The sequence below is a fragment of the Flavobacterium sp. GQ95 genome (assembly GCF_059758655.1).
In genome coordinates this window covers 569,198-586,891 of record NZ_JCAXEB010000001.1, presented here as the reverse complement: position 1 = coordinate 586,891, position 17,694 = coordinate 569,198, and the positions used below count along the sequence as shown (strand labels likewise).

The 17,694-nt window shown below is 35.2% G+C and carries 11 protein-coding genes; 5 read left to right on the top strand and 6 right to left on the bottom strand.

The window, feature by feature from the left end; all coding sequences use genetic code 11:
* Nucleotides 1-53: 53 nt before the first annotated feature.
* Genes AC6CH4_RS02525 through AC6CH4_RS02510 form a run of 4 tightly spaced genes read right to left on the bottom strand, consistent with a single transcriptional unit; the run spans nucleotide 54 to nucleotide 4,610 of the window.
* Nucleotides 54-1,055: a DUF3078 domain-containing protein gene (locus AC6CH4_RS02525; RefSeq protein ID WP_498099878.1), complete on the bottom strand. Its 1,002-nt coding sequence runs from the start codon at nucleotides 1,053-1,055 to the stop codon at nucleotides 54-56.
* A 35-nt stretch (nucleotides 1,056-1,090) separates the two neighbouring features.
* Nucleotides 1,091-2,878 (bottom strand): 1-deoxy-D-xylulose-5-phosphate synthase, encoded by a 1,788-nt coding sequence (locus tag AC6CH4_RS02520; RefSeq protein ID WP_498099876.1) that lies wholly within the window; start codon nucleotides 2,876-2,878, stop codon nucleotides 1,091-1,093.
* A 53-nt stretch (nucleotides 2,879-2,931) separates the two neighbouring features.
* The gene (locus AC6CH4_RS02515; protein ID WP_498099874.1) at nucleotides 2,932-3,783 is read right to left on the bottom strand and encodes a hypothetical protein; all 852 of its coding nucleotides are present in this window, start codon (nucleotides 3,781-3,783) and stop codon (nucleotides 2,932-2,934) included.
* On the bottom strand, nucleotides 3,783-4,610 hold the full coding sequence (locus AC6CH4_RS02510; protein ID WP_498099872.1) for an energy transducer TonB: 828 nt from the start codon (nucleotides 4,608-4,610) through the stop codon (nucleotides 3,783-3,785). The genes AC6CH4_RS02515 and AC6CH4_RS02510 overlap by 1 nt, the downstream gene beginning before the upstream one ends.
* 62 nt (nucleotides 4,611-4,672) lie before the next feature.
* Here AC6CH4_RS02510 and AC6CH4_RS02505 point away from each other — a divergent pair, with 62 nt between their 5' ends.
* The 3 genes from AC6CH4_RS02505 to pbpC all read left to right on the top strand — a co-directional run bounded on the left by AC6CH4_RS02505 (nucleotide 4,673) and on the right by pbpC (nucleotide 13,486).
* Nucleotides 4,673-5,116, top strand: coding sequence for a nucleoside deaminase (locus AC6CH4_RS02505; RefSeq protein WP_498099870.1), 444 nt, complete (start codon nucleotides 4,673-4,675; stop codon nucleotides 5,114-5,116).
* 183 nt (nucleotides 5,117-5,299) lie between these two features.
* Nucleotides 5,300-10,978, top strand: coding sequence for an alpha-2-macroglobulin family protein (locus AC6CH4_RS02500; RefSeq protein WP_498099868.1), 5,679 nt, complete (start codon nucleotides 5,300-5,302; stop codon nucleotides 10,976-10,978).
* A 132-nt stretch (nucleotides 10,979-11,110) separates the two neighbouring features.
* Nucleotides 11,111-13,486: a penicillin-binding protein 1C gene (gene pbpC, locus AC6CH4_RS02495; RefSeq protein WP_498099866.1), complete on the top strand. Its 2,376-nt coding sequence runs from the start codon at nucleotides 11,111-11,113 to the stop codon at nucleotides 13,484-13,486.
* 295 nt (nucleotides 13,487-13,781) lie between these two features.
* On the opposite strand, the gene AC6CH4_RS02490 is transcribed toward pbpC, so the two are convergent.
* Both AC6CH4_RS02490 and AC6CH4_RS02485 read right to left on the bottom strand, forming a co-directional pair.
* Complete coding sequence (locus tag AC6CH4_RS02490) at nucleotides 13,782-15,326, bottom strand: Rne/Rng family ribonuclease (protein ID WP_056190510.1); 1,545 nt, start codon at nucleotides 15,324-15,326, stop codon at nucleotides 13,782-13,784.
* Nucleotides 15,327-15,718: 392 nt separating this feature from the next.
* A complete protein-coding gene (locus AC6CH4_RS02485; protein WP_007805026.1) occupies nucleotides 15,719-16,009 on the bottom strand; it encodes an HU family DNA-binding protein in 291 nt (96 codons plus the stop codon).
* Between the two features lie 140 nt (nucleotides 16,010-16,149).
* Here AC6CH4_RS02485 and mutY point away from each other — a divergent pair, with 140 nt between their 5' ends.
* Together mutY and AC6CH4_RS02475 are read left to right on the top strand one after the other, a co-directional pair.
* Entirely contained in the window at nucleotides 16,150-17,196 is a 1,047-nt protein-coding gene (gene mutY, locus AC6CH4_RS02480) for an A/G-specific adenine glycosylase (protein WP_498099864.1), read from the top strand.
* A gap of 36 nt (nucleotides 17,197-17,232) precedes the next feature.
* Complete coding sequence (locus AC6CH4_RS02475; RefSeq protein WP_026983816.1) at nucleotides 17,233-17,673, top strand: single-stranded DNA-binding protein; 441 nt, start codon at nucleotides 17,233-17,235, stop codon at nucleotides 17,671-17,673.
* The last annotated feature ends 21 nt before the right edge of the window (nucleotides 17,674-17,694 follow it).

Here is a 17,694-nt window from a genome sequence, read left to right as displayed (position 1 = left end):
GATTTTTTATGGGGGATTTTTTATTCTATGAATATTGAGAAATAAGATTTTAATTATTGAAAGGCATAAACCAAGCCAACACCTAAAACTTGTCTTAACTGCGCTCTTGGCCCATCATTTACCTGAGTTGTTGTTCCGGTAGTTGGGTCAACAACATCCTTTTTAGTTTTGATATCATCGTCATATACTAAATGTATACCAATATTTGCTTTTACATAAGCATTTACGACAAGATCTAAACGGGTATCATAATCGACATCAACGTTTCCGAATTTGTTTAAATAGTCAGTATAAAGGCTTAACCTGTTTTCGTAAAATATATTTTTAAAAACCTCACTTTTCATATAGGCAGTAAACAAAATACCAAATTCGGCTTTTACTTTTTGTCCTTCTTCAACTAATATTTGAACTGTAGGATCAAGCGGATCTGGTACGTAAACTGCTTTTCTAACACCAAAAGATCCCTGATTAGCTAAATAATCGTCTAGTACCAACGTTGTCTTTAAAGTGATTGGTGAGAAATAAAATGTTCTGTTTTTCTTTTTGTTTGAATTTTCAGCTCCGGCTCCTAAAAAGATATAAGCTGGTGCAAAAGGTTTCGAAATTGCGATATCTCTGTTTGGATAATTGTAACCGTTCGAAAATTGTGTATTGAAATTAAATTTAGCTGAATAATACCAATTTGATATGGTATCTTTTCTAAATCCGTAAGTAGAATTGACCAAAAGTGCATCGTCTGTTTTTCTTAACTCAGTACCGTCTTGTTTGTTTAAACCATATTTTACAATAAGTTCGTTTACCCATTTATGATTTCCCTTGGCATAAGTTCTCCCAAATTCACCTTTAAATAAACCTGAAATAGAACTTGTTCCCCCGGCACTCCAGTTCACAAAAGCAATTTCTGAAATATCAAAACCGACTTGATTTTTTTTAGTCCAGTTAGAAGGCAGTTTTGGTAACTGATTAGGGTCTAAAGTAGTTTGGATAATTTGAGCAAAGTTATTTGAAGTACACAAAAGCAACAGCAACAAAAAGGTAGAACGCAATAATTTCATTAGGTTGATTTTAATATTTTGGTTGTGCAAAATAATTATTTTGAATCGGTTGAAAAAAGATTTACCAAACTTTTAACGTCAATTTTACACAATTGTTGTAATTGATTTACGGTTCCATGCTCAATAAATACGTCAGGAATACCCAAAATTTGAATATCATTTTTGTAATTATTTGCCGCAGCAAACTCTAAAACAGCACTTCCAAATCCTCCATTTATTGTAGCTTCTTCGATAGTAATTATACTCTTGGAATTAGAAAAAATAGAGTGTAAAATATTGTTGTCTAGTGGTTTAATAAAAGGAAAGTCATAATGCGCAATCTCGTCAGAATTTGAACATTCATTTAGTGCTTTAATAACATTGTTACCTATGCTTCCCGTTGATAAAACAGCAATTTTTGTGCCGTTTTTTAGGCAGTTTGCTTCGCCAATTTTAATTTTCTCATAATGTCCGAAATTTTCTACTTCCCACTTTGGTAAAACGCCTCGCCCGCGCGGATATCGAATGGCGATAGGATGATTTAAGCCTAATTGAGCGGTATATAAAACATTTTGAAGTGCAGTTTCGTTGATAGGCGCATAGATAATCATATTCGGAATTGCTCTTAAATAAGCGATGTCAAAAACGCCATGATGCGTAGCACCGTCTTCGCCAACCAAACCGGCACGGTCTAAACAAAAAATAACAGGAAGATTTTGTAAAGCCACATCGTGAATAACCTGATCGTAAGCGCGCTGTAAAAAAGTCGAATAGATATTGCAATACACAATCATACCCTGAGTTGCCATTCCTGCGGCAAGGGTTACGGCATGTTGTTCTGCAATTCCAACATCAAAAGCGCGTTTGGGAATTTCATCCATCATAAACTTTAGAGAGCTACCAGATGGCATTGCTGGTGTAATTCCGATGATTTTTTCATTCTTTTTGGCCAAATCTAAAATGGTTAGGCCAAAAACATCCTGATATTTTGGAGGTAAATTTTCTTCTGATTTTAAAAGAAGTTCTCCTGTTGAAGCATCAAATTTTCCAGGTGCATGATATTTTACCTGATTTTCTTCAGCCTGCTGTAAACCTTTTCCTTTTGTGGTTACAATATGAAGGAATTTAGGACCTTTTATGTTTTTTAATCGATTTAATTCTTTAATTAAATTAGGAAGATCATGACCGTCAATTGGACCTGAATAATCAAAATTCAGAGACTTGATCATATTATTTTTCTTCGGATTTTTTCCTTCTTTTACGGCAGTAAGATATTTTTTAAGAGCACCAACACTAGGATCAATTCCGATAGCATTGTCATTCAGAATAACCAGTAAGTTAGCATCGGTAACTCCGGCATGATTTAAACCTTCAAACGCCATTCCGCTTGCAATTGAAGCGTCGCCGATAACTGCAATATGTTGTTTATCAAAATCGCCTTTTAATTGTGATGCAATCGCCATTCCCAAAGCGGCAGAAATTGAAGTGGAAGAATGTCCAACTCCAAAAGTGTCGTAAACGCTCTCGCTTCTTTTTGGAAAACCAGAAATACCTCCGATTTGTCTGTTGGTATGGAAATTTTCTCTTCTTTCGGTAAGAATTTTATGTCCGTAGGCCTGATGACCCACATCCCAAACTAATAGATCTTCCGGGGTATTAAAAACATAATGCAAAGCAATTGTCAATTCAATAACACCTAAACTAGCGCCTAGATGGCCTTCTTTTACAGAAACAACGTCAATAATAAATTGACGTAATTCTTGCGCGACTTCAGGAAGCTGTTCTTCTTTTAAAAGACGTAAATCAGCTGGATTGAATATGTTTGAAAGTAAATTGCTTTTCATTGTAAGGTAAAAAGCAAATTTACGGTTTTAAATTTAATTTTTTAAGTGAGATCTTATTCCAATACAATTGGCAAGGAATATTGCATTCTTATTTTTTTTCCATTAGATTCTCCCGGATGCCATTTTGGAGATAAGCTTAAAACTCTAATAATTTCTTGTTCTATTGTTTTGTCAACAGCAGGTACTGATTCAATATAGGACAGAGACCCGTTTTTTTCTACTGCAAAGGAGATTCTAATTTTGAGATTTTTGGTATTTATATTTTCTGGCGTTTTAAATTCATTTCCAAAAAAGGTATAAAATGGATCAATCCCTCCAGGAAATTCTGCATTTATCGAGATTACCGCGCCTGTAACAAATTGCGAATCATCTTCTGTGACTTGCTTTGAAGATTTTTTATCTTTAGTGGTTTCGCTGCAGTTTGTAGGAACTGGTTTTACAAACTTAACCTGATCAACTTTTGGAGGCGGTGGTGGAGGAATTTTGTTTTCTCCTCGCAGTGTTTTTCCTTTAGTTATATTTTTTTCTAATGCTTTTTTTTCAACAACTTCAACTTTATCAATTTTTTGCTTGTTTCCGTTTTTATCCTGACAACTGAACAAAGTTGTACCCATTGCAATAAACAAAGCCAGTAAAAACATTTTATGATAATGAATTTGAGAATATAAAACCTGACTCGGAATTTGAATTGTGATAGTTTCTAATTGAGAATTTTTAAATCTTCCACAGATATTCTGGTTTTGATTTTGGATGAAAAAATGCTGTACTTCATTAGGCAACATCGAAGTGAAATCAATTACGGTTTTAGAACAGCTCATACAAAAACGGCCATTGTCTTCAGGAGTCATTTCGTTCCAATTTTCATTGCAGGGTTCCGGAATTGCTATTTTGAATTTTCTTTCCATTATTTAATTGTGATTGGTAAAATATAAGAAGAACGGACGATTTTGCCGTTAAGCTTTCCGGGAATCCAATTTGGAGCTGTTTTTAAAACTTTAATTGCTTCTTCTCCAATTTCTTTTGATGTATTTTTAAAGATGTTGAAATTGCTTAAAGTGCCATCTTTTTCAACGACAAATACAACAAAACCTCTTCCTTTAAATTCTTCTGTAGTTTTCGGAATAACATAGTTTTGTTTAAAAAACTCAAGGAATTTTTTCATTCCATTTTCCGGAACTGGAGAAATATCTAAATCAGTTGAATTATAAATAATATCATACTTTAAAGGTTCTCTCTCCATCATTAGTACTCCAGTGGTAAAGAAGCGGTGAGGAGGTTCTTCTATATGTTTTACTCTTTTAGATTCGAATTGATGTCCATAACATACTGAAGGGGCTTCACTTTCATCTTGATTCTGTTCTGTATTATTAACAACCTCTATAGAAGCAATTTGCTTTCTGTTTCCATCTTTATCCTGACAACTAAATAAAGTTGTTCCCATGGCAATAAATAATGCCAGTAAGAATATTTTATGATAATGTGTTTGTGTGTATAGAATACGATTCGGAATTTGAATCGTTATGGTTTCTAATTGAGAATTTTTAAACCTTCCACAGATATTCTGGTTTTGATTTTGGATGAAAAAATGCTGTACTTCATCAGGTAACATCGAAGTGAAATCGACAACGGTCTTTGAACAACTTAGACAAAAACGACCATTTTCGTTTGGCGTCATTTTGTCCCAGCTTTCTGTACAAGGTTCAGGAATCGTTAATTTATATTTTCTTTCCATGTTTGAAATTTCAATATTTAAATGTAATAAAAAATAAATACGAAAACAGTATTTTTGCAACTATGATAAATCCTTTCACAGACGAATACTTTATGAAAAAAGCTTTGCAGGAAGCTGAAATGGCCTTTGATAAGGGTGAAATTCCTGTTGGAGCCGTTATTGTAGTGGCCAATAAAGTAATTGCAAGCAGTCATAATTTAACCGAATTGTTGAACGATGTTACGGCTCATGCCGAAATGCAATCGATAACGGCTGCGGCGAATTTTCTTGGTGGAAAATATCTTAAAGATTGCACTTTATATGTGACTCTTGAGCCTTGCCAAATGTGTGCCGGCGCTTTGTATTGGAGTCAGATTTCGAAAATTGTTTTTGGTGCCCGTGACGAACAGCGTGGCTTTATGGTTATGGGAACAAAATTACATCCCAAAACTACTGTCGTTTCTGGAATTATGGCTGATGAAGCAGCCGATTTAATGAAACGATTTTTTCTGGAAAGACGGAAATAATCACTTCCTTATTTAGTTCAAAAAAATAATTTCACTTACCGAATTTTCCTCTTAAAAAATCACAGAAAATACTTTACATTTACTACAATATAATTGGCATTTCGCTAGTTATGGTTTTAATAGTAAAATGTTAAAACGTTCTGTCATTTTTTAAAATTCGTAACCCATTAACTCTAAATAAAAGTGAAAGCAAAAGGATTAGTTCTCGTGTTTTGTGTGTTTTTTATTTTTCAATCTTGCGGCAGAAAATCAGCAGCCGATTTCAATTCCGATTTTTCATTATTTAAAGAGTATATAGTCAGTTTCACCGGGGGGATAGTCTCGTCGGAATCTGATATTAGGGTGGTTTTGGCATTCGATAAAAAAGATTGGAAAGCCGGCCAGGTTTTAGACAGTGATTTGTTTGATATTTCTCCAGGTGTCGACGGAAAAGTCGTGGCACTTTCGCCTAATACAATTGCTTTTATTCCGGAAAAAAAGCTGAAACCGGGAACAGAATATCAGGTTACTTTAAACTTAGATAAAATCATCACGCTTCCAAAAGAGAAAGAAAAGGAACTTTCAGATTTTAATTTTACCGTCAAAACCATCAAGCAGGATTTTACCATAAATACGGCAGATATTCAATCGTACAGCAAAGAATACCAATACCTCAACTGCGTTCTTAAAACAGCAGATAATATTGATATTGAAACCGCTAAAAAGCTAGTTGAAGCCAAACAAAAAGGGAATAATCTTAAAATTAAATTTGAGAAAAACTCCGGTTCCGGAAAAGAATTCCATTTTATAATTGATAGTATTCAGCGTTATTCTGAAGCAACAAATTTGGAGATTATTTACGACGGAAGTGATTTCGATATTGATCAAAAAGGTCAAATCGATGTTCCGATTACAAATATAAACGAATTTAAAATCGTCAAAGTTGAGGTGCCGGACGGAAGTAATCAATCGGTCTTGATTAACTTTTCTGAGCCTTTAGAAAAAGGACAGGATTTTGCAGGTTTGGTTTCAATTCAGAACACGAATAACCTGAAATTTTCAACTCAGGGGAATTTGCTGAAAGTGTATTTCAATAATGAAAAAGCGCCCGTTCAAAAAGAAGTTACTGTTTCTGTTCCGGTAGAAGAAACGGCAGTTTCATTGGTTGACTCATCAACAGTTGTGGTTGATAGTGCTGCGGCGGTTGTTGATGATGCTGTAGAAGTGGTTCAGGAAGAAGAAACCACAGCCGAACCTGAACAAATATTGGCCGGAGATTTATTGATTGAAGTTTTTCAGGGAATCGAAAGTCAGTACGGTAAAAAGATGGACTCAAATTATACTGAGAAAATCTCTTTTGATCAAATCAAACCAAGTATCAAATTCATTAAAAACGGAACTATTTTACCAAGTTCTAATAATTTAAAACTGAATTTCGAAGCAGTAAATTTGAGTGCTGTAGATGTAAAAGTCTATAAAATTTACAAGAATAATATTCTGCAGTTTTTGCAGTACAATGAATTAAACGGAGCTCAAAATCTCAAGAAAGTGGCTCAGCCCGTCGCCAAGACAACGCTGAATTTAATTGAAAGTAAATTGATAAACCCAGGTAAGTGGAATACTTTTGCGTTGGATTTGTCTAAAATAATCACGCCGGAACCGGGAGCAATTTATCGAGTAGAATTTGTTTATAAAAAGAAATATTCCTTATACAAATGTGAAACTTCAGAAGCAGATTCAAATGAAGAAGAGGAGGAGGAAGTTGATGAAAATGATGTAAACTATAGCGAGAACTCTTACGATGATTACTATTATGACGATTACGAATGGAGAGAAAGCCAGGATCCTTGTACCAGCTCTTATTATTATAATGCTAAAATCGCAACTAATATTCTGGCAACAGATTTAGGTGTAATTGCAAAAAGAGGCGAAAATAAATCGTATTTATTTGCCGTAAACAATATTGTAACAACAGAGCCAGTTTCGAATGCAAGAGTGGATTTGTATACGTATCAACAACAAAAAATCGCAACCGTAGCTACAAGCAGTGAAGGGATTGCTTCTTTTCAGTTGAATAAATTTGCCTATTTCGCTATTGTTTCCTTAGGAAATCAATCCACTTACGTTAAGCTGGATGACGGACTTTCGTTGTCTGTCAGTAATTTTGATGTTGCTGGCGAAACCTTGCAAAAAGGATTAAAAGGCTTTATTTATGGAGAACGTGGCGTGTGGCGTCCGGGCGATAATCTGTATTTGTCTTTCATCTTGAATGACGCATCAAATAAACTTCCGAAATCACATCCAATCAAATTTAGACTGAATGATCCGAATGGTAAAACCGTTTATCAGACCGTTCAAAAAACGAATGAACTAAATCATTATGCTTTTACGGTTCCAACAAGCCAGGATGCACCAACAGGAAATTGGGAAGCAATGGTAAGTGTTGGTGGTGCTAAATTTTACAAAAGCATTAAAATTGAAACGATCAAACCCAATCGTTTAAAAATCAAAAATAATTTCTCCAGAAAAACACTTTCGTCTTCTTATCCAAATACTGATAATCTCGAAGTAACCTGGCTTCACGGTGCCATTGCTAAAAATTTAAATGTAGAAATGCAGGCGAAGTTTTCTCAGCAAACAACCACTTTCAAAGGATATGAGAAATTTAGTTTTGATGATTTAGTACGTCAATTCAGCACAGAAGAAATAAATGTTTTCTCAGGAAAATTGAATGAAAACGGAAAAGCGTCAGTAAATATTCAGCCAAAATTACAAGGTCAGGCCCCGGGAATGCTTCGTGCTTCGTTTATCACAAAAGTGTATGAAGAAGGCGGAGATTTTAGTACCGATGTAATTTCGACGACTTATTCGCCATACAAAACCTATGTCGGAATTAAAGCGCCGGAACCTAACAAATACGGAATGCTGGAAACCAGAACCAATAACCGTTTTGATATTATGACAGTTGATGAAAATGGAAGACCAAAATCGGTTAGAAATCTTGAAGTAAAAGTATATAAGGTAGAATGGCGCTGGTGGTGGGATGCTTCAAGTGATAATTTATCCAATTATAATTCTTCGAACGCAACAACTTCATATAAAACATTTGTAATCAATACCGATTCCAGTGGAAAAGGAAGTGTTCAGTTTTCATTAACCGATGAAGAATGGGGACGTTATTTGATTCGTGTTTCGGATACTGCAGACGGTCATGCAACAGCTTTAACGGTAAATATTGACTGGCCAATTTGGTCTGGAAAAACACGTAACAGAGATGCTTCTACAGCCAATATGTTGGTTTTTTCTACAGATAAAAAGAATTATGCGGTTGGCGAAAAAGCACAAATCTCTTTCCCTTCAAGTGAAGGCGGACGCGCTTTAATTTCTATCGAAAATGGATCAAAAGTAGTACAGACCATATGGGCTAAAACACAAAAAGGAGAAACAAAAGTTGAGGTTCCAATAACTTCAGCAATGGCTCCAAATGTGTATTTTAATATTACCTTATTGCAACCTCATGCTTCAACGAAAAACGATTCGCCAATTCGTATGTACGGCATTGTTCCGATTGAAGTGGTGGATAAGAATACCATTTTAGCGCCAACATTATCAATGCCGGATGTATTAAAACCAGAGCAAACCTTTACGGTAAAAGTGGGAGAGAAAACTGGAAAAGAAATGACTTACACAATCGCGGTTGTTGATGAAGGTTTATTGGATTTAACCCGTTTTAAAACACCAAATGCCTGGGATAGTTTTTATGTTCGTGAAGCTCTGGGCGTTAAAACCTGGGATATTTATGATGATGTAATAGGAGCGTATGGCGGGAAAATAAATCAGATTTTCAGTATTGGTGGAGATCAGGATTTAGGGGGCGGAAAAGCTAAAAAAGCAAATCGTTTTAAACCTGTTGTATTGTATTATGGCCCGTTTAAATTAGAAAAGGGTCAAACGAAATCACATCAATTAAAACTGCCGAAATATATTGGTTCTGTTCGAACCATGGTGGTTGCGGGCGATGCAAACACAAGCGCATACGGAAGTGTAGAAAAAGCAACTCCGGTTAAAAGTCCGTTGATGGTTTTGGCTTCACTGCCGAGAAAAATTTCTCCTTCAGAAAAAGTAACGATTCCGGTTACGGTTTTTGCAACGGAGAATACTATCAAAAACGTTTCGATTCAGATTAAAACGAGCAATGGTTTAAAAGTTATGGGAAGCGCAGCGCAATCCTTAACTTTTGCTTCACCTGATGAAAAAATGGCGTATTTCAATTTGGTTGTGGGTTCTGCTACCGGAATTGCAAAAGTGCAGGTTATTGCCACTTCTGGAAAAGAGAAATCAGTGTATGATGTCGAAATTGATATGACAAATCCGAATCCGGTTACGAATACTTTTACAGATGTTATTCTGCCTCCAAAGAGTACCAAAACGATTTCATGGAAAACTTTTGGTGTGGCAGGAAGTAATAAAGCAAGATTAGAAGTTTCATCAATGCCAACCATGAATTTGAATGGAAGATTGCAATATCTTATTCAGTATCCTCATGGCTGTGTGGAGCAAACCACTTCTTCTGTTTTTCCACAGTTGTATTTGAATGATGTTGTTGATTTAGATGCAACTCGAAAAGGAATTATTCAAAAGAATATTACTGCCGGAATTACAAGATTAGGAAGTTTTCAATTGTCAAATGGAGGAGTGGCGTACTGGCAAGGCAATACAATAGCAGATGATTGGGGAACTTCATACGCAGGACATTTCTTAATTGAAGCAGAGAAAAAAGGATACGTTTTGCCAATTAATTTCAAATCAAAATGGATTTCGTACCAACAACGCGAAGCCAAGCAATGGCGTTTTGAAGCGAAATACGGAAATGATTTGGCTCAGGCATACAGATTGTACACTTTGGCTTTAGGCGGAAATGCTGACTTATCTTCAATGAACAGATTGAGAGAAACCAAAGGAATTTCAAACGAAAGTAAGCTGCGCTTAGCTGCGGCATATGTTTTGGCAGGTCAAAAATCGGCAGGATTGAATTTGTTTTTACATAGTAAAATTGAAGACGAATCGAGTAATTATAATTATTACTATTATGGCTCAAGCGAAAGAAACAGGGCAATGGCTTTGGAAACTATGTTGCTGTTAGGACAAAAACAAAAAGCATTTAATATGGCTTCAAAATTGGCAAAACAAATGTCAAATAACCAATGGATGAGTACGCAGACCACGGCTTATTGTTTGTATGCAATGTCTAAATTCGCTGTGAGCAACGGTCCCAAAGGAATTAATATTCAGTTTAGCAAAAACGGAAAAGGTGAAACGATAAACACGCAAAAAACAATCGCAGACAGGAGTTTGGTTGTTCAAACGGGATCTAACAGCGTAACGCTGAAAAACATTAAAAATAATACGGTTTACGTTCGTGTTTTGAATACTGGAATATTACCAATCGGACAAGAGAAAGCAATTGAGAGTGATGTTTCGGCGTCTATTGTTTTCAAAAACAGAAAAGGAAGTGTTATTAATGTTTCTAAAATTAGTCAGGGAACAGAATTTGTTGCTGAAGTAACGATAAGAAATCAAAGAAATGAGCATGTAGAAAATGTAGCATTATCGCAAATTCTGCCTTCAGGTTTTGAAATCGTAAATACCCGTTTTACCGATTATGGAGACGCAACAAACAACATCGCAGACTATATTGATATTCGCGATGACCGAACTAATTTCTATTTTGGAATGAAAGCAGGAGAAACAAAAGTCTTCAGAATTTTGCTGAATGCTTCTTATCTTGGAAATTATTATTTGCCAGGTTTACAATGCGAGGCGATGTATGATAATACTTTCTTAGCCAGAACAAAGGGATTCTGGGTGGAAGTGGTTAAATAAAATAATTAGCCACAGATTACAGGGATTAAAAGGATTTTTAAATCTGTGTTAATCTGTGTAATCTGTGGCAAAAAGAAACTTTGCGAACTTTGCGTAAACCTTTGCGCTCTTTGCGGTTAAATAACTACTCAGTTGAAAAATAAATTAATAGCGTTCTCACAACGCATTATAAATTGGATAAAAAAGAATAAAATAAAATCAGCAATTGTATTTATACTCTTGCTGATTTATTATTTTTCCTTACCGCGAACCTTATTCCAAGAACCTTATTCTACGGTAATTGAAAGTAAAGAAGGAGAATTGCTTGGTGCGAAGATAGCCGATGACGGACAATGGCGTTTTCCTGCGCAAGACAGTGTGCCTGATAAATTCAAAAAATGCATAGTCTATTTTGAAGACGAATACTTCTACAAACATCCCGGATTTAATCCCGTGGCGATGGTAAATGCCATTAAGCAAAACAATAAGGCAGGAAAAGTAGTTAGAGGCGGAAGTACATTGACACAACAAGTTATTCGGTTATCCCGAAAAGGAAAAGGAAGAACTTACTTTGAAAAGTTTATCGAAATTATTCTGGCAACCCGATTAGAATTGGGATATTCTAAAAATACAATTTTAGAAATGTATGCGGCTCATGCTCCTTTTGGCGGAAATGTCGTTGGTTTAGAAATGGCTTCATGGAGATATTTTGGGGTTCAGTCTAATCAATTATCCTGGGCGGAGAATGCGACTTTAGCCGTTTTGCCAAATGCTCCAAGTTTAATTTATCCGGGAAAGAATCAGATCAAATTATTGAATAAACGCAACCGACTTTTGTTGAAATTGCATCAGGAAGGCATAATTGACAAACAGACTTACGAATTGTCAATTGATGAACCTTTACCACAAAGGCCATATGATTTACCTCAAATTGCACCTCATTTATTACAGCGTGTGGCTAAGAATGAAGAAGGCACTCGCGTAAAAACTACGATTGATTACGCTTTACAAAATAGAGTCAATCAAATTGCGAAGTATTATTACAATCAGTACAAGCAGAATGAAGTAAACAATCTGGCAATTTTAGTTATTGATGTTTCGAATCGGAATGTAATGAGTTATGTTGGAAATGCTCCAACAGATAATAATCATCAGAAAGATGTTGATATTATTGATGCTCCAAGGAGTACGGGAAGTATTTTAAAACCGCTTTTATACGCAGGAATGCTCGATGACGGCGAATTACTGCCGAATACTTTAGTAGCTGATGTACCAACGCAGATTGCTGGCTATACACCGCAAAATTTTAATCTCACATTTGATGGAGCCGTTCCGGCACATCGTGCGTTATCACGTTCCTTAAATATTCCAGCAGTTTTGATGCTTCAGGATTTTGGCGTAAATAAGTTTTATGAAGAGTTACAAAAATTCAAATTAAGAGATATCAATAAAACGCCGGATCATTATGGATTGTCGCTTATTTTGGGCGGTGCCGAAAGTAATTTATGGGATTTATGCCGAACGTATGCAGGTTTATCTTCAACAGTAAATTATTATACAAAAAACCAGGCAAAATATCGAACTAAGGAATTTGCAGAGCTGAATTACAAAAATGATTTTGAGCCCGATTTTGGTTCAGAAACCGATCAGAAGAATATAATCGGCGCGGGAGCAATTTGGCTGACCTATAACGCAATGGAAGAAGTAAACAGGCCAGAAGGAGATGAAGCCTGGAAATTTTATGACAGCTCGTTGAAAATTGCCTGGAAAACAGGAACCAGTTTTGGAAATAGAGATGCCTGGGCAATTGGTACCAATTCAAAATATGTAGTTGGAATCTGGGTTGGAAATGCAACAGGCGAAGGAAGACCAACTTTAACCGGAGTGACGAGTGCAGCACCTATTTTATTTGATGTTTTTAATTTATTGCCGAGACAAAAGTGGTTTGAAACGCCTTATAAAGATTTAGAAGAAGTTGAGGTTTGTCGTTTGAGCGGTTATCTGGCGAAAGAAGATTGTCCGAAAATCAAACAATGGGTTTCTAAAAGAGGTAAATCTACGGCTGTTTGTCCGTATCATAAAAAGGTTCATTTAGATAAATCGGAGCGACTTCAGGTCAATAGCAGTTGTGAAAGTGTCGATAATATTGTGACTAAAAGCTGGTTTATTTTGCCTCCAGTGATGGCGTGGTATTATAAAAGCCAGCATATTGAATATTTGCCTTTACCACCATTTAAGGAAGATTGTCAGGGAACACAAACCACCACAATGGATTTTATTTATCCGAAAACGAACAGCAAAATTTATTTGACGAAGAATTTTAATAGTGAAGTGCAGCCTGTGATCTTGAAAGTGGCTTATTCTGAAAGGGATAAAGAGCTTTTTTGGTATGTAGATGATGTTTATAAAGCGACAACTAAAACATTTCATGAATTGCCAATTACGCCAACTTCGGGAACTCATTATATTACGGTTGTTGATGCTTTTGGAAATGAAATTAGAAGGAAAATTGAAATTGTGAGGGAATAAAAGGGAAAATAAATTCCAATTTAGAAATCCCAAATTCCAAAAACTTAAAAAATATCTTAGAAGTGATTGTTGTTATGAAAATGAGTGCCTAGCCCAGATAGAAGTGGAAATCCTTTTATTTTTTTCTTTAAAAAATAAAAGATTGGAACGGATAGCTGGAAATTGCTCCTAAAAAACAAATTTCAAGTTTAAAATCCCAAATCCAAAGTTGAAATTGAAGTGCAAAATGAGATTGCTTCGTTCCTCGCAATGACGCATAAAAAAACCGCCAATCTTTCGAGAGGCGGTTTTTATTTTATTCTGAAATAGCATTTCCTTTTTTATCATAGAAATGGTATTCTAAGTACGTGTAAGCGTCACGAGGTATGATTTTCACCCATTTCTTATGTTCAAAAAACCATTTTGAACGTAAGGATGGAAAACCTTTACTGAGGTAAGCAGCCACAAAAGGATGTACATTAAGCACAACATTTTTGTGGGTTTTTAAAAGTCTGTCTAAATCCAGTGCGATTTTATCAATGATTAAAATTGGCGCTTCAATTTCGCCATGCTCATTGTTTGGATCTTCTTCTCTGGTTTTAATATTAACTTCTGGTCTTACGCGTTGTCTGGTAATTTGAACTAAACCAAATTTACTAGGTGGTAAGATTTTATGTTTAGCTTTATCGTCGCTCATTTCTTCTCGCAAGAAGTCGAACAAGACTTTCCTGTTTTCAGGATTAGACATATCGATAAAATCAACTACAATTATTCCGCCCATATCACGCAAACGAAGTTGTCTGGCAATTTCAGCAGCTGCAATCATATTCACTTCCATGGCAGTGTCTTCCTGGTTAGTCGCCTTATTAGAACGGTTTCCGCTATTTACGTCAATAACGTGAAGAGCTTCAGTGTGTTCGATAATAAGATAGGCGCCTTTACTCATGGAAACGGTACGTCCAAATGAAGTTTTGATTTGTCTCTCTATATTGTATTTCTCGAAAATTGGAGTGTCATTTGATTGATAAAACTTTACAATCGATTGTTTTGAAGGTGCAATTTCTTGCAGATATTCCTTCGTTTGGTGGAACAACTCTTCGTCATCTATCTGAATACCGCTGAAGGTATCATTGAATACATCTCTTAATATTGAAGAAGCTCTGTTAAGCTCTCCTAATACTTTTGATGGATGATGAGCAGTTGGTAATTTTTTACACATTGCAGTCCATCTGCCAAGCAGGTTCTGCAAATCTTTTTCTAATTCGGCTACGTTTTTGCCTTCGGCTACTGTGCGAACAATAACACCAAATCCTTTAGGTTTGATCGATAGAACAAGTTTTTTTAGACGATCCTTTTCCTTTTTGTCTTCTATTTTTTGAGAAATAGAAACACGGTCAGAAAACGGAACGAGAACAATAAATCTTCCTGCCAATGAAAGCTCAGCGCTTATCCTTGGACCTTTGGTCGATATAGGTTCTTTTACAACTTGAACTAAAACAGATTGATTGGCACTTAAAATATCAGTAATGATGCCATCTTTGTCAATCTCTTTTTCAAACTGAAAGGTTTTTAGGGAGAAATCTTTTATTTTACCTGCGCTTACAAGTTTTATGAATTTCAGTTGGGAAGCTAAGTTAGGTCCTAAATCGTGATAATGTAAAAAGGCATCTTTTTCGAAGCCTACATTTACAAAAGCAGCATTAAGTCCGGCAACTGGTTTTCGTATTTTGGCAATAAAAATATCACCAACCTGAAAGTTGCTTTTCTCTTCTTCTTTGTGTAATTCAATTAGTTTTCCATCTTTTAATAAGGCAAAATCTACGGCTTCAGAACTAGATCTAATGATTAATTCTTTATTCACACTGTAAATTTTTATCTGTTTTTTCAGAAAATAGAAAAAAGAGAGAAGAGTATAGATTGTAAAAATCTAAAATCTTAAGTCTAAAGTCTAAAATCTTATCTACAGATGGATTAAACAATATTTTTAACAGGTATTGAACCCGGGGAAAAGAAGATTAATAGGGAATAGAACAAAGAGCATAGACTTTTACATCTATATTCTATTTTCTTTACTCTTTCATCTTTTTTCAATTTCAATGAACGTTTAAAAAGAAAAAAGTAGTTTAAAACTACTTTTTCTTTTTGTGACGGTTAGCTCTCGCTCTTTTTTTTCTTTTGTGAGTAGCTACCTTATGTCTCTTTCTTTTTTTACCACTTGGCATATCGTGTCGATTTTATGATTAATTAATAGTATTATTTTGCTTCGTTGTTCGTTTTAACTCCCTCTACAAATACTTTTGCAGGTTTAAAAGCAGGAATGTTGTGTGCAGGAATTTTGATTGTGGTGTTTTTTGAAATGTTTCTTCCTGTCTTTTCAGCTCTGGTTTTTACGATAAAACTTCCGAAACCTCTTAGGTAAACATTGTCACCAGTTTCTAAAGAAGTTTTAACTTCTTCCATAAAAGTTTCTACTGTTGCTTGAACATCTCCTTTTTCAAGACCTAGTTTCTCTGAAATTTTCGCTACGATATCTGCTTTCGTCATTTTCTTTCCTATTTTATTTTATAAATGATGTACTATTTTTTTGAGTTTGCAAATATAGGAATTAAAAAAATAATTAATCAAGCTAATTCGTTAAATTTTAATTACATAAACATTTACTTTTGTTTTCAAAGGATTTTACAATGGATTTTCATAACATATTGATAAGTTGGTATTTACAGAACAAGCGTGATTTGCCATGGCGAAATACGGTCGATCCGTACCTAATTTGGCTCTCAGAAATTATGCTGCAGCAGACAAGAGTCGCGCAGGGAATGCCTTACTTTTTCAATTTTACGCAAGAATTTCCTACAGTGTTTGATTTGGCAAATGCATCAGAAGAACAGGTTTTGAAACTTTGGCAGGGTCTGGGGTATTATTCCCGAGCCAGAAATTTGCATAAAACAGCTCAATATGTAGCAAATGAGTTAAATGGAGTTTTTCCTGAAAATTATACAGCGTTATTAAAATTAAAAGGTGTTGGTGAATATACTGCCGCTGCGATTGCTTCTTTTTCTTATAATGAAGCTGTTCCGGTTGTTGATGGAAATGTTTTTAGAGTGCTTTCCCGTTATTTTGATATTGAATCGGATATTGGTCTGCCTGCAACAAAAAAAGAATTTACAGAACTGGCTTTTGAATTAATGCCAAAAAATAACCCTGCAATCTTTAATCAGGCGATAATGGAATTTGGCGCTTTGCAGTGCGTGCCTAAAAATCCGAATTGTATGATTTGTGTTTTTAACGAAAGTTGTGCGGCTTTGCAAAAAAAGAAAGTGGATGCTTTGCCGGTAAAATCAAAAAAAGTAAAAGTCACAAATCGCTTCTTTAATTATTTGGTTTTGGAAGACGCTTTAGGAAACACTTTAATCCAAAAAAGAACTGCAAAAGGAATTTGGCATAATTTATATGAATTTCCTCTTTTAGAAACAGATGGAATTGTTGATTTTGACGTTGTCTCAAAAGCAGTTCAATTTGATATTTTTCCTTCCTATAGTATTATAGGTATAGAAGAATGTGCGGAAACGACTGTTATTCATAAACTTTCGCATCAACATCTTCATATTCAGTTTTGGAAAGTGAAAATCAATGAAAAAATAGGGAACGGTGTGAATTCCAGTGATTTAAAGACTTTTCCTTTTCCAATTGTGATTTATAATTTTATAGAAAAGCAGGAAATAAATTGCTAAAAAAATGTATCTTTGGGGTAAATACCACTAAAAACTATGAACGGAACTTTAAATAAGGTGATGCTGATTGGCCATTTGGGCGACGACGTGAAAATGCATTATTTTGATGGAGGAAACTGCATCGGTCGTTTTCAGTTGGCTACAAATGAAGTATATATCAATAAAACGACTAATGAAAAAATAACTTCAACAGAATGGCATAATTTAGTTGTACGCAATAAAGCAGCTGAAATTTGCGAGAAATATTTATCGAAAGGTGATAAAATATATGTTGAAGGGCGTATAAAATCGCGCCAGTGGCAGGCTGAAGACGGTACAACAAAATACACAACCGAAATTCAGGTTACTGAGTTTACTTTCCTGACTACCAAAAAAGAAACAGGAAATCATAAGCCACATCAGGATCAGGAATCCGCAAAAAACACTAACTTTGATGCGTCAAACGAAAGCTTGCCTATAAACGACTTGCCTTTCTGATTGTTTAACTAATCTTTTTTA